Annotated in this window: 9 protein-coding genes; all 9 read left to right on the top strand. The window is 64.0% G+C overall.

The genetic code is table 11. The features are described 5' to 3' along the window. Window position 1 precedes the first annotated feature (1 nt). The 9 genes from betA to lipA all read left to right on the top strand — a co-directional run bounded on the left by betA (window position 2) and on the right by lipA (window position 13,573). Window positions 2-1,687 carry a choline dehydrogenase gene (betA, locus tag NPS47_RS17685; RefSeq protein ID WP_274296110.1) on the top strand — a complete coding sequence of 562 codons (1,686 nt, stop codon included), beginning with the start codon at window positions 2-4 and terminating at the stop codon, window positions 1,685-1,687. 399 nt (window positions 1,688-2,086) lie between these two features. After that, window positions 2,087-3,505 (top strand): D-serine/D-alanine/glycine transporter, encoded by a 1,419-nt coding sequence (gene cycA / locus NPS47_RS17680; protein ID WP_274296109.1) that lies wholly within the window; start codon window positions 2,087-2,089, stop codon window positions 3,503-3,505. An 81-nt stretch (window positions 3,506-3,586) separates the two neighbouring features. Beyond that, window positions 3,587-5,119, top strand: a complete 1,533-nt coding sequence (locus tag NPS47_RS17675; RefSeq protein WP_274296108.1) for a sigma-54-dependent transcriptional regulator — start codon at window positions 3,587-3,589, stop codon at window positions 5,117-5,119. A gap of 260 nt (window positions 5,120-5,379) precedes the next feature. Continuing rightward, window positions 5,380-5,757, top strand: a complete 378-nt coding sequence (gene gcvH, locus NPS47_RS17670) for a glycine cleavage system protein GcvH (protein ID WP_274296107.1) — start codon at window positions 5,380-5,382, stop codon at window positions 5,755-5,757. A gap of 14 nt (window positions 5,758-5,771) precedes the next feature. Then, on the top strand, window positions 5,772-8,642 hold the full coding sequence (gene gcvP, locus NPS47_RS17665; RefSeq protein WP_274296106.1) for an aminomethyl-transferring glycine dehydrogenase: 2,871 nt from the start codon (window positions 5,772-5,774) through the stop codon (window positions 8,640-8,642). A gap of 146 nt (window positions 8,643-8,788) precedes the next feature. Further along, entirely contained in the window at window positions 8,789-10,042 is a 1,254-nt protein-coding gene (glyA, locus tag NPS47_RS17660; protein WP_274296105.1) for a serine hydroxymethyltransferase, read from the top strand. A gap of 27 nt (window positions 10,043-10,069) precedes the next feature. Next, window positions 10,070-11,446, top strand: coding sequence for an L-serine ammonia-lyase (locus NPS47_RS17655; RefSeq protein WP_274296104.1), 1,377 nt, complete (start codon window positions 10,070-10,072; stop codon window positions 11,444-11,446). Window positions 11,447-11,455: 9 nt separating this feature from the next. Beyond that, window positions 11,456-12,580 (top strand): glycine cleavage system aminomethyltransferase GcvT, encoded by a 1,125-nt coding sequence (gene gcvT, locus NPS47_RS17650; RefSeq protein ID WP_274296103.1) that lies wholly within the window; start codon window positions 11,456-11,458, stop codon window positions 12,578-12,580. Between the two features lie 24 nt (window positions 12,581-12,604). Continuing rightward, window positions 12,605-13,573 (top strand): lipoyl synthase, encoded by a 969-nt coding sequence (lipA, locus tag NPS47_RS17645; protein WP_274296102.1) that lies wholly within the window; start codon window positions 12,605-12,607, stop codon window positions 13,571-13,573. Window positions 13,574-13,607: the final 34 nt, after the last annotated feature.

Below are 13,607 nucleotides of genomic sequence, written 5' to 3'. Positions count from 1 at the left end.
CATGAACAAGCGATACGACTACATCATTATTGGTGCGGGCTCTGCCGGCTGCGTTCTGGCCAACCGCCTGACCGAGGACGCCGGTACTTCGGTGCTGGTCCTGGAGTTCGGCGGCAGCGACCGCAGTGTGCTGATCCAGATGCCCAGTGCGTTCTCATTGCCGATGAACACCAAGAAGTACAACTGGCGCTACGAGACAGTCGCCGAGCCGCACCTGGACGGCCGGCGCCTGCACTGCCCACGGGGCAAGGTGCTGGGCGGTTCCTCGTCGATCAACGGCCTGGTCTACATCCGTGGCCACGCCTGTGACTTCGACGAATGGGAAAGCCTGGGCGCGAAGAACTGGGGCTACCGAAACTGCCTGCCGTATTTCAAGCGCGCCGAGACCTACAAGTTCGGTGGCGATGACTATCGCGGCGGGGCAGGGCCGCTGGCCACCAACAACGGCAACAACATGCAGAACCCGTTGTACGGCGCCTGGGTGGAGGCCGGTGCCGAGGCTGGCTACATCAAGACCGATGACTGCAACGGCTACATGCAGGAAGGCTTCGGCGCCATGCACATGACGGTCAAGGACGGCGTGCGCTGGTCCACCGCCAATGCCTACCTGCGCCCGGCCATGACCCGGCCCAACCTGACCGTGGTCACCCATGCCATGACCCGACGCATTCTGCTCGACGGCAAGCGTGCGGTGGGCGTGGAGTACGACGAAGGCGGCCTGACCCACAAGGTCTATTGCAACCGCGAGGTGCTGGTATCGTCCGGCCCGATCGGCTCGCCGCACCTGTTGCAGCGCTCGGGCATCGGCCCGGAAGCGGTGCTGAAAAAGGCCGGTATCGAAGTGCGCCACGACTTGCCAGGGGTCGGTGAAAACCTTCAGGACCACTCGGAAATCTACATCCAGTACGCCTGCAAGGAGCCGGTGACGCTCAACGGCAAAATGAACCTGCTGGGCAAGGCGATGATCGGCCTGCGCTGGCTGCTGTTCAAGGATGGCCTGGGTGCCAGCAACCATTTCGAGGCGGGCGGTTTCATCCGCTCGTCCAAGGGCCTGCGCTGGCCGGACATCCAGTTTCACTTCCTGCCGGCAGCGATGCGCTACGACGGCGACAAACCGTTCAAGGGCCACGGTTTCATGGTGCTGACCGGGCCGAACAAGCCCAAGAGCCGTGGCCATGTGCGGGCCCTGTCGGCCGACCCGTATCAGCACCCGGAAATCCGTTTCAACTACCTGGAGAGCGAAGAGGACCGCGAGGGCTTTCGCCGCTGCGTGCGCCTGACCCGGGAAATCATCGCCCAGCCGGCCATGGACCGCTTCCGCGGCGAGGAGCTGGCGCCGGGGCCGCAGGTGCAGACCGATGAGCAAATCGACGCCTTCGTGCGCGCCAACATGGAAAGCACCATGCATCCCTGTGGTTCTTGCCGCATGGGTGAGGATGACATGGCGGTGGTTGATTCTTCACTGCGTGTGCGCGGGCTGCAGGGGCTGCGGGTGATCGACTCGTCGGTATTCCCCAGCGAGCCCAACGGCAACCTCAACGCGCCGACCATCATGCTGGCCGAAAGGGCTGCGGACCTTGTGCGCGGGCGCGAGCCGTTGGCGCCGTCCCAAGCACCGGTCGGTCTGGTGGAGGGTTGGGAAGAAGAACAGCGCAGCCGCGCACCGAAGCGCAAGGTAAGTGCCTGACGACCCGCTAGTGCCAGGGACACTGCTGTTCTTGTGGGAGCCGGCCTTGCCGGCGATAGGATCGCTGCGGTGTCAGGCGCTGCGCGGCGTCTGCATCGCTGGCAAGGCCAGCTCCCACAGTTAGCTGCTCTCACACGCCGGACTGAATGCGTTCCATTGGAGCGAAACCGCTACAGTGGGCCCGAGCGCAGGCGTTACGACGCTTCAGCACCTGTGAACAGCCTGATTAACCACTTTTCATGGAGTGACTTCATTACAGCCACTGAACACAACACCGCATAAAACCACGCGTTTTCGCCTGGCATAGAGCTTGCTCTTTCATTGGCACTCCGCCGCACCGGCTGAGGTGTTTGAACTTGTGACGTTATAAAAACAATTAAACTAGCAAGGTAAAGCCTAATGAAAAACTCGACGCCGGGTTCGCCTGACAGCGAAGCGCACGAACTCCAACGTAATCTATCCAACCGCCATATCCAGCTGATCGCTATCGGGGGTGCCATCGGCACCGGCCTGTTCATGGGCTCCGGCAAGACCATCAGCCTGGCGGGTCCCTCGATCATCTTTGTCTACATGATCATCGGTTTCATGCTGTTCTTTGTCATGCGGGCAATGGGCGAGTTACTGTTGTCCAACCTCAAGTACAAGTCGTTCATCGATTTTTCCGCTGATCTCTTGGGACCCTGGGCAGGCTTTTTCACCGGCTGGACCTACTGGTTCTGCTGGATAGTGACCGGCATTGCCGACGTTATCGCCATCTCCGCCTATTCACAGTTCTGGTTCCCGGATATCCCGCAATGGTTGCCGGCACTCAGTTGTGTGGGGCTGCTGCTTTCGCTCAACCTGCTGACCGTGAAGATGTTCGGTGAACTGGAATTCTGGTTCGCGATGATCAAGATCGTGGCGATTTGCGCACTGGTCTGCACCGGCCTGTACATGGTGGTCGCCGCCTATCAGTCACCTGCCGGTGATGTTGCGTCGCTGGCCAACCTGTGGAATGACGGCGGCATGTTCCCCCATGGCGCCATGGGCTTCTTCGCCGGATTCCAGATTGCGATCTTCGCCTTTGCCGGGATCGAGCTGGTAGGGACCACCGCCGCAGAAACCAAAAACCCTGAACGCAACCTGCCACGGGCGATCAATTCGATTCCGCTGCGCATCATTGTTTTCTATGTGTTCGCCTTGGTCGCGATCATGGCCGTGACGCCATGGCGTGATGTGGTCGCCAACAAGAGCCCGTTTGTCGAGCTGTTCGTCCTGGCCGGTCTGCCGGCGGCGGCCGGGATCATCAATTTCGTGGTCCTCACCTCTGCCGCGTCTTCGGCAAACAGCGGCGTCTTTTCCACCAGCCGCATGCTTTATGGCCTGGCGGTGGATGGCGATGCGCCTGGCAAGTTCAAGGCGCTGTCCAGCCGCGCAGTGCCTTCCAACGGTCTGATCTTCTCCTGTGTCTGCCTGTCGGCGGGGGCGCTGGTGATCTACCTGGTGCCGAACATGCTCGATGCCTTCACCCTGATCACCACGGTGTCGGCGATCCTGTTCATGTGCGTCTGGTCGATGATCCTGCTGTCGTACCTGGCCTACCGCAAGCAGCGCGAGCACCTGCATCGCGCCTCAAAATACCGCATGCCGGGCGGTATCTTCATGAGCTGGGCCTGCCTGGTCTTCTTCGTGGCGATGCTGGCCCTGCTGGCGCTGGAAGAAGACACCCGCAAGGCGCTGGTGTTCGTCCCGGTGTGGTTCGTCATCCTCGGCCTGGCTTACCGCTCGATGCGTCAGAAAAAGTCGGAGGGCGTGCAGTTGTCCTACGACGCGGACTGATCGCCACATTCACGTTTTTACCCCGGGGGGACGGCACAAGAGGCCGTCCCCCTGTGGTCTTTGTACAACCAGGGAGTCGTCATGCGCATTCACGTCACCTTCATCGACCGCGTTGGCATCACCCAGGAGATCCTGGCGTTGCTGGGCGCGCGCAACCTCAACCTGGACGCGGTGGAAATGATCCCGCCCAACGTCTATATCGATGCACCGGCGTTGTCACAGGCTGTGCTGGACGAACTTCACGACGCCTTGATGCGGGTGGTCGGGGTCCAGGCGGTGGAGCTTGTCGACTTTCTCCCCGGCCAGCGCCGGCACTTGCAACTGGAGGCTTTGCTTGCAGCGATGAGCGATCCGGTGCTGGCGGTGGACCCCGGTGGCCATGTGCTGCTGGCCAATCCAACGCTGGTCAGCCTGGTCGGTCGCGAGCCAGCCGGTGAGCCGCTGTCCCGGCTGTTCGCCGAACCCGAGCTGGCGCAGACCCTGATCGACAAGGGCTTTCGCCTGCCGATGTGCGAGGTGAGCCTGCAGGGCCAGGCGTTGTTGCTGGAGGCCACGCCAATCAGCGGCGGCGCCGATGCTTTGGTGGGCGGCCTGCTGACCCTGTATCCGCCCAGTCGTATCGGCGAGCGCCTGGCTTCGCTGCTGCACGATCATGCCGAAGGGCTGCAGGCGCTGCTCGGTGAGTCGACGCCGCTCAAGGAGCTCAAGGCGCGTCTGCACAAGGTGGCAAGCCTGGAAGCGCCGCTGTTGATTCAAGGCGAAACCGGCACTGGTAAAGAGCTGGTGGCGCGTGCCTGCCATGCATTGAGCGTGCGCCGCGATGCGTCCTTCCTGGCGCTTAACTGCGCGGCGTTGCCGGAGAGCCTGGCCGAGAGCGAGCTGTTCGGCTATGCCGCCGGTGCTTTTACCGGCGCCCAGCGCGGCGGCAAGCCGGGCCTGCTGGAACTGGCCGACGGTGGCACGGTGTTCCTCGACGAAGTGGGCGAGATGTCGCCGTACCTGCAGGCCAAGCTGCTGCGCTTTCTCAGTGACGGCAGCTTTCGCCGGGTCGGTGGTGGCGGCGAGGTGCGGGTGAATGTGCGGGTGGTCTGCGCGACGCACCGCAACCTGGAAAACATGGTGGTCGAAGGCAGCTTTCGCGAAGACCTCTACTACCGCCTCAACGTGCTCAATCTGCTGGTGCCGCCGTTGCGCGAGCGCGGCCGCGACATCCTGCTGCTGGCCGAGCACTTCCTGCGTCAGGCCTGCGCGCAGATCCAGCGCTCGCCGTGCCGGCTGGCGCTGGCCACCCATCCGCTGCTGCTGGGTAATCGCTGGGCCGGCAACGTGCGCCAGTTGCAGAACGTGATCTTCCGCGCCGCGGCCATCAGCGAAGGCGAGGTGATCGATTGCGACGACCTGGAACTGGCCGGTACCGCTCTGAACAACCAGCAGCCCGAAGTACCGCAAGTCACCAGCCTGGAAGCGGCTGTGCAGGGTTTCGAAAAGACGTTGCTGGAAACGATGTATGCGGCCTATCCCTCGACCCGGCAACTGGCGGTGCGCCTGCAGACTTCGCACACGGCCATCGGCCAGCGCTTGCGTAAATACGGCATCGCCAGCCGGGTCTCGTAGCAGTCTGGTTCGAATACGCTCCACTGGAGTGATTGTGCTCCAGTCGGGCGTGGGCCGCGGCTTCATTGGCCAATCCCGTCAGGGCTGGCTGCCGGGTTCATGTAGCGGAGCGATTTCGCTCCAGCGCAGAGGCTTGAGGTTGATTGGTTATTTCACATAACTAGCTGAAATATAACGATTTTATTAAGTTGGCACTGCCCTTGCTCTTGTATCAATTAGTCCTGCACAAGGACCCACCTGATAACAAGAGAGGAAGATCCATGACCACGCTGCGTTTTACTCCCGAACACGAATGGCTGCGCCTGGAAGCGACTGGCGAGCTGACCGTCGGCATCACCACCTACGCCCAGGAGGCCCTGGGGGACGTGGTGTTCGTTCAGCTGCCGGAGCCGGGCGAGTACGGCGAGGGCAATGAAGTCGCGGTGCTGGAGTCGGTGAAGGCCGCCAGCAACATCAGCATGCCCCTGAGCGGTACCGTGGTGGCGGTCAACCAGGCTCTGGCCGACGACCCCGAGCTGGTCAATGCCTCGCCGATGCAGGACGGCTGGTTCTTCCGTATCCAGGTCAGCAACCCTGCCGACCTCGACACCCTGATGGACCAGGAAGGCTACGACCGCTTCCTGGCCGACAACGCCTGAGCCAGGGGGCCGACATGAGCATTGCATCCACCCCTCTGACCACCGCCAACGAGTTCATCGCCCGCCACATCGGCCCACGCGAGGACGACATAGACGCGATGCTGGCGCTGATCGGCCATGACACTCTCGACGGCCTGATCGACAGCGTCATCCCGGACAGCATCAAGGGCACCAGCGTGCTTGAGCTGAGCCAGGGGCAGGGCGAGGCCGAGGCGCTGGCCTCGCTCAAGGACATCGCCGCGAACAACCAGCTGTTTCGCAATCACATCGGCCAGGGCTATTACCCTTGCCACACGCCGACGCCAATCCTGCGCAACCTCTTGGAGAACCCGGCCTGGTACACCGCGTACACCCCGTACCAGCCGGAGATTTCCCAAGGCCGGCTGGAAGCATTGCTGAACTTCCAGACCCTGATCAGCGACCTCACCGGCATGGAAATCGCCAACGCCTCGTTGCTCGATGAAGCCACCGCCGCCGCCGAGGCCATGACCTTCTGCAAGCGTCTGGCGAAGAGCAAGGCGCCGGCGTTTTTTGTCTCCAGCCATTGTCATCCGCAAACCCTCGACGTCCTGCGCACCCGTGCCGAGCCACTGGGTATCGAAGTGGTCATCGGTGATGAGTCGACTCTGTTGAATCAGAACCTGGAGGGCTATTTCGGCCTGTTGCTGCAATACCCGGCCAGCACCGGCGCTATCGTTGATCATCGCGCCCTGGTGCAACGTGCCCATGCTGCCGGCGCGCTGGTGGCGGTGGCCGCCGACCTGCTGGCGCTGACCTTGCTGACACCACCGGGTGAATTCGGCGCCGACGTGGTGCTCGGCAGCGCCCAGCGTTTTGGCGTGCCGCTGGGCTTCGGCGGCCCGCACGCGGCGTTTTTCGCCACGCGTGACAGCTTCAAGCGCGACATGCCCGGGCGCCTGGTCGGCGTGTCCATCGACCGCTTCGGCAAGCCGGCCCTGCGCCTGGCCATGCAGACCCGCGAGCAGCACATTCGCCGCGAGAAGGCCACCAGCAATATCTGCACCGCGCAGGTGCTGCTGGCCAACATCGCCAGCATGTACGCGGTCTACCATGGCCCACAGGGCCTGGCACAGATCGCCCGGCGCGTGCACCGGTTGACGGCGATTGTGGTGCGCGGGCTGCTGCAGCTTGGGCACAAGGTCGAGCAGCAGCACTTTTTCGACACCGTCAGCGTGGTGACCGCGCGCCCTGTGGCCGAGGTGCTGGCCGCTGCCAACGCGGCACAGCTGAACCTGCGGTTGATCGACGCGCAGCGGGTCGGCCTGTCGCTGGATGAGACTTGCGAGCAGGCGGCTGTCGAGGCGTTGTGGCAAGTCTTCGCTGCGCCCGGTCAGGCAGTTCCGGACTTCGCTGGCGTGGCCGCCGACACCGCCGATTGCCTGCCGACGCAGCTGCTGCGCGAGACGCCGTTCCTGCAGCATCAGGTATTCAACCGCTATCACTCGGAAACCGAGCTGATGCGCTACCTGCGACGCCTGGCCGACAAGGACCTGGCCCTGGACCGCAGCATGATCGCGCTGGGCTCGTGCACCATGAAGCTCAACGCCGCCAGTGAGATGATCCCGATCACCTGGCCCGAGTTCGGCGCCTTGCACCCGTTCGCCCCGGCTGAGCAGTCGCTGGGTTACCGCCAGCTGACCGACGAACTGGAGGCCATGCTCTGCGCGGCCACCGGTTATGACGCCATGTCGCTGCAGCCCAATGCCGGCTCCCAAGGCGAGTACGCCGGCCTGCTGGCGATCCGCGCCTATCACGCCAGCCGTGGCGAGGCGGGGCGCGATGTCTGCCTGATCCCGTCGTCGGCCCATGGCACCAACCCGGCCACCGCGCAGATGGCCGGCATGCGCGTGGTGGTGGTCAACTGCGACGAGCGCGGCAACGTCGATGTTGACGACCTGCAACGCAAGGCCGAGCAGCACACGGATCAACTGGCCGCCCTGATGATCACCTATCCCTCGACCCATGGTGTGTTCGAGGACGGCATCACCCGCATCTGCGACATCATCCATGCGCACGGCGGCCAGGTGTACCTGGACGGCGCCAACATGAACGCCATGGTCGGCCTCTGCGCACCGGGCAAGTTCGGTGGCGACGTGTCGCACCTGAACCTGCACAAGACCTTCTGCATTCCCCATGGTGGCGGCGGTCCGGGTGTCGGTCCGATTGGCGTCAAGGCGCATCTGGCGCCGTTTCTGCCGGGGCACGCGCACATGGACAACAAGCACGGCGCGGTCAGCGCTGCGCCGTATGGCAGCGCCAGCATCCTGCCGATCACCTGGATGTACATCCGCATGATGGGTGGGGAAGGGCTCAAGCGTGCGTCGCAGCTGGCGATCCTCAGTGCCAACTACATCGCCCGGCGCCTGGAGGAGCACTACCCGGTGCTCTACACCGGCGAGAACGGCCTGGTCGCTCACGAATGCATTCTTGATCTGCGCCCGCTCAAGGACAGCAGCGGCATCAGCGTCGAGGACGTGGCCAAGCGCCTGATCGACTTCGGCTTCCATGCCCCGACCATGTCCTTCCCGGTGGCCGGCACCTTGATGGTCGAGCCTACCGAGAGCGAGTCGAAGCAAGAGCTGGACCGCTTCTGCGAGGCGATGATCTGCATCCGCGAGGAAATCCGCGCCGTGGAAAACGGCAGCCTGGACAAGCTCGACAACCCGCTCAAGAACGCACCGCATACCGCCAGCGAGCTGGTGGGTGAATGGCCGCATCGATATGGCCGGGAGCTGGCGGTGTATCCGCTGGCCGAGCTGCGCGAGAGCAAGTACTGGCCGCCGGTGGGGCGCGTGGACAACGTCTACGGCGACCGCAACCTGGCCTGTGCCTGCCCGCCGATGTCGATCTACCAAGACGCTTGACGATGCCTCGGTGGGAGCGGGCTTGCCCCGCGATGCGATGTGACTGGCTGCACGCAATCGCGGGGCAAGCCCGCTCCCACAGGCAAGCGGGCTCCTACCGGCAGCTGTTGCCATTTGCTTGAACGCTAATAACAAGGAAAACCACCATGTTCCATAAGAGCCTGACCCTCTCCGATTTCGACCCAGCACTGGCCGCCGCCATCCACCGCGAGGCACAGCGCCAGGAAGACCATATCGAGCTGATCGCCTCGGAAAACTACACCAGCCCGCAAGTGATGCAGGCCCAGGGCACCGAGCTGACCAACAAGTACGCCGAAGGCTACCCGGGCAAGCGCTACTACGGCGGTTGCGAGCACGTCGATGTGGTTGAGCAACTGGCCATCGACCGTGCCAAACAGCTGTTCGGCGCAGGCTACGCCAACGTCCAGCCACATTCCGGCTCCCAGGCCAACGCGGCGGTCTACCTGGCCTTGTTGCAAGCCGGCGACACCCTCCTCGGCATGAGCCTGGCCCATGGCGGTCACCTCACTCATGGTGCCAAGGTCAGCTCATCCGGCAAGCTGTACAACGCCGTGCAGTACGGCATCGACGCCAACGGCCTGATCGATTACGACGAGGTCGAGCGTCTGGCCGTCGAGCACCAGCCGAAGATGATTGTCGCCGGTTTCTCGGCCTACTCGAAAACCCTGGACTTCCCGCGCTTCCGTCAGATCGCCGACAAGGTCGGTGCCTTTCTGTTCGTCGATATGGCCCACGTCGCCGGCCTGGTCGCGGCGGGCCTGTACCCCAATCCGCTGCCGTATGCCGATGTGGTCACCACCACCACCCACAAGACCCTGCGCGGCCCGCGCGGCGGCTTGATCCTGGCCAAGGCCGATCCCGAACTGGAGAAAAAGCTCAACTCGGCGGTATTCCCGGGCGGGCAGGGCGGGCCGCTGATGCATGTGATCGCCGCCAAGGCCGTGTGCTTCAAGGAAGCTCTGGAACCGGGCTTCAAGGATTACCAGTTCCAGGTCATCAAGAACGCCCAGGCCATGGCGGAAATCTTCCGCCAGCGCGGTTATGACGTGGTCTCCGGCGGTACCGACAACCACCTGTTCCTGGTCAGCCTGATCCGCCAGGGCATCACCGGCAAGGACGCCGACGCCGCCCTGGGCCGCGCGCACATCACGGTGAACAAGAACGCCGTGCCCAATGACCCGCAATCGCCGTTCGTGACCTCGGGCCTGCGCATCGGCACCCCGGCGGTGACCACCCGCGGTTTCCAGGTGCCGGAGTGCCGTGCCCTGGCGACCTGGATCTGCGACATCCTCGACCACCTCGGTGACGCCGACGTCGAGGCCCAGGTGGCGCGGCAGGTGGCCGAGCTGTGCAAGCTGTTCCCGGTTTATCCGGCCTGATCCCTGGGTACGATGGCGGAGGCCTGTATGTCGCTGAGTGTTTTTGATCTGTTCAAGGTGGGCATCGGCCCGTCCAGTTCCCATACGGTCGGGCCGATGCGCGCGGCGGCGCGCTTTGTCGAAGGGCTCAGGGAGCAGGGGCTGCTGGCCCAGGTAGAGGGCGTGCGTGCCGAGCTGTACGGCTCGCTGGGCGCCACCGGCAAAGGCCACGGCAGCGACAAGGCTGTGCTGCTGGGGCTTGAGGGCGAGCACCCGGATACCGTCGAGACGTCGATGGTGGCCGACCGCCTGGGGATGATTCGCCAGAGCGGGACGCTGGCGCTGCTGGGCGAGAAGCGCATCCGCTTCGTCGAGAAAGAACACCTGGCAATGATCCGCAAGCCCTTGCCCTATCACCCCAACGGCATGATCTTGCGCGCCTTCGACGCGGCCGGGCTGCAGCTGTGCAGTCGCGAGTATTACTCGGTGGGCGGCGGCTTTGTGGTGGACGAAGCGGCGGTGGGCGCCGACCGCATCGTCGAAGATCGTACGCCGCTGCGCTTTCCCTTTCTGAGCGGGCGCGAGCTGTTGGCGCAATGCGCCCAGCACGGCCTCTCGATCAGCCAGTTGATGGCCGAGAACGAGACCGCCTGGCGCAGCCCGGAGCAAACGCGCGAGGGCTTGCTGCACATCTGGCAGGTGATGCAGGACTGCGTCAAGGCCGGCTGCCGTACCGAGGGCATCATGCCTGGCGGGCTCAAGGTCAAGCGCCGTGCCGCGGCGCTGCACCGGCAGTTGAGTGCCAGCCCTGAAGCCGGTTTGCGCGACAGCCTTTCGGTGCTCGACTGGGTCAACCTTTACGCCCTGGCGGTCAATGAGGAAAACGCCAGCGGCGGACGGGTGGTCACCGCACCGACCAATGGCGCGGCCGGCATCATCCCGGCGGTACTGCATTACTACACGCGATTCGTACCGGGGGCCAACGAGGACGGAGTGGTGCGTTTTCTGCTCACTGCCGCCGCGATCGGCATCCTCTACAAGGAAAACGCTTCGATCTCCGGTGCCGAAGTGGGCTGCCAGGGCGAGGTCGGGGTGGCCTGTTCGATGGCGGCCGGGGCCTTGTGCGAAGTGCTCGGTGGCAGCGTGCAGCAAGTCGAGAACGCCGCCGAAATCGGCATGGAGCACAACCTCGGGCTGACCTGCGACCCGATTGGCGGGCTGGTGCAGGTGCCGTGCATCGAGCGCAATGCCATGGGCTCGGTCAAGGCCATCAATGCCGCACGCATGGCCCTGCGCGGCGACGGCCAGCACTTCGTCTCGCTCGACAAGGTGATCCGCACCATGCGCCAGACCGGTGCCGACATGAAAAGCAAATATAAAGAGACGGCCCGCGGCGGGCTGGCAGTCAACATCATCGAATGCTAGGAGTCACCCATGTCCACAGAACAACTACAACAAACGCCGTTGCAGGGTCTGCACCTGGAACTCGGGGCGCGCATGGTGCCATTCGCCGGCTACGCCATGCCGGTCCAGTACCCGCTGGGCGTGCTCAAGGAACACTTGCACTGCCGTGAGCAGGCCGGCCTGTTCGACGTTTCGCACATGGGCCAGATCCGCCTGCGCGGCGCCGGTGCCGCCAAGGCGCTGGAAGCGCTGGTGCCGGTCGATATCATCGACCTGCCGGTGGGCATGCAGCGCTATGCACTGTTTACCAACGACGATGGCGGCATCCTCGACGACCTGATGGTCGCCAACCTGGGCAACGACGAGCTGTTCCTGGTGGTCAATGCCGCCTGCAAGGACCAGGACCTGACCCACCTCAAGCAGCATCTGGAAGGGCAGTGCGAAGTCGAGTCGCTGTTCGACAGCCGCGCCTTGCTCGCCCTGCAAGGCCCGGCGGCGGCCAGGGTGCTGGCACGCCTGGCGCCGCAGGTCGGCAGCATGACCTTCATGCAGTTCGCCCAAGTGAGGATGCTCGGTGTCGACTGCTACGTCAGCCGCTCCGGTTACACCGGTGAGGACGGTTATGAAATCTCCGTGCCTGCAGAGGCTGCGCAGATGCTCGCCCGTTCGCTGCTGGCCGAGGCCGAGGTCGAGGCCATCGGCTTGGGCGCCCGGGATTCGCTGCGCCTGGAGGCCGGACTGTGTCTGTACGGCCATGACATGGAGCGGCGCACCACGCCGATCGAGGCCAGCCTGACCTGGGCGATTTCCAAGGCCCGGCGTGCCGATGGCGTACGCGCCGGTGGCTTCCCCGGTGCCGAGCGGATTTTTGCCCAGCAGCGCGAAGGCGTGGTCAGCAAGCGCGTCGGTCTGTTGCCCAAAGAGCGGGTGCCGGTGCGCGAAGGGGCGCTGATCGTCGATGCCCAAGAGCAGGTGATCGGTCGCGTTACCAGTGGCGGATTCGGCCCGAGCCTGGGTGGGCCGCTGGCGATGGGCTATGTGCAGAGCGAGCATGCGTCGATGGACAGCGAAGTCTTTGCCCTGGTGCGCGGCAAGCGGGTGCCGATGGTCGTCGTCCGCACGCCGTTCGTGGCGCAACGTTACTACCGTGGCTGAAGGCCAGATTGCCGGAGCATGAGCATGAACGAAACCCAAGCTGTCGCCACTCGCCCGCAGCCGTTGCAGACCGGGGTGAAACTACGCGGTGCCGAGAAGGTGGCGCGTATCCCGGTGAAGATCCTGCCTACCGAAGAGGTACCGCGCAAACCCGAGTGGATCCGCGTGGAGATTGCAACGTCGCCGGAAGTAGCGCGGGTCAAGGCGCTGCTGCGCAAACACAAACTGCACAGTGTCTGCGAGGAAGCCTCGTGTCCGAACCTGGGCGAGTGCTTCTCCGGCGGTACGGCGACCTTCATGATCATGGGCGACATCTGTACCCGACGTTGCCCGTTCTGTGACGTCGGCCACGGCCGGCCCAAGCCACTGGACGTCGATGAGCCAAAGAACCTGGCCATTGCCATCGCCGATTTGCGCCTGAAGTACGTGGTCATCACCTCGGTCGACCGCGACGACCTGCGCGACGGTGGCGCCCAGCATTTCGTCGACTGCCTGCGCGAGATCCGCAAATTGTCGCCAGGTATCCGTCTGGAAACTCTGGTGCCTGACTATCGCGGGCGCATGGACGTGGCCCTGGCGATCACCGAACAGGAGCCGCCGGATGTGTTCAACCACAACCTGGAAACCGTGCCGCGTCTGTACAAGGCGGCACGGCCGGGCTCGGATTTCGAGTGGTCGCTGGACTTGCTGGAAAACTTCAAGCATCGCGTGCCTGCGGTACCGACCAAGTCCGGGCTGATGCTGGGGCTGGGGGAAACCGATGACGAAGTGATCGAGGTGATGCAGCGCCTGCGCGAGCATCGGGTCGACATGCTGACCTTGGGGCAGTATCTGCAGCCGTCGCGCAGCCACCTGCCGGTGCAGCGTTTCGTCCACCCCGATACCTTTGCCTGGTTTGCCGAACAGGCACTGGCGATGGGCTTCAGGAACGTGGCGTCCGGGCCGCTGGTGCGGTCGTCCTACCATGCCGACCAGCAGGCTCGGTTGCCGTAATCGCGGGGCAAGCCCGCTCCGACAGAGGGGGGTA

Source organism: Pseudomonas putida (genome assembly GCF_028682475.1).
GTDB classification, from domain to species: domain Bacteria; phylum Pseudomonadota; class Gammaproteobacteria; order Pseudomonadales; family Pseudomonadaceae; genus Aquipseudomonas; species Aquipseudomonas putida_AG.
This window is presented reverse-complemented; position numbering and strand designations above follow the sequence as displayed.

What these genes read in the sequence shown, in the direction of transcription:
- betA (WP_274296110.1), top strand. Translation starts at nt 2, where the DNA reads ATGAACAAGCGATACGACTACATCATTATTGGTGCGGGCTCTGCCGGC.
- cycA (WP_274296109.1), top strand. Translation starts at nt 2,087, where the DNA reads ATGAAAAACTCGACGCCGGGTTCGCCTGACAGCGAAGCGCACGAACTC.
- NPS47_RS17675 (WP_274296108.1), top strand. Translation starts at nt 3,587, where the DNA reads ATGCGCATTCACGTCACCTTCATCGACCGCGTTGGCATCACCCAGGAG.
- gcvH (WP_274296107.1), top strand. Translation starts at nt 5,380, where the DNA reads ATGACCACGCTGCGTTTTACTCCCGAACACGAATGGCTGCGCCTGGAA.
- gcvP (WP_274296106.1), top strand. Translation starts at nt 5,772, where the DNA reads ATGAGCATTGCATCCACCCCTCTGACCACCGCCAACGAGTTCATCGCC.
- glyA (WP_274296105.1), top strand. Translation starts at nt 8,789, where the DNA reads ATGTTCCATAAGAGCCTGACCCTCTCCGATTTCGACCCAGCACTGGCC.
- NPS47_RS17655 (WP_274296104.1), top strand. Translation starts at nt 10,070, where the DNA reads ATGTCGCTGAGTGTTTTTGATCTGTTCAAGGTGGGCATCGGCCCGTCC.
- gcvT (WP_274296103.1), top strand. Translation starts at nt 11,456, where the DNA reads ATGTCCACAGAACAACTACAACAAACGCCGTTGCAGGGTCTGCACCTG.
- lipA (WP_274296102.1), top strand. Translation starts at nt 12,605, where the DNA reads ATGAACGAAACCCAAGCTGTCGCCACTCGCCCGCAGCCGTTGCAGACC.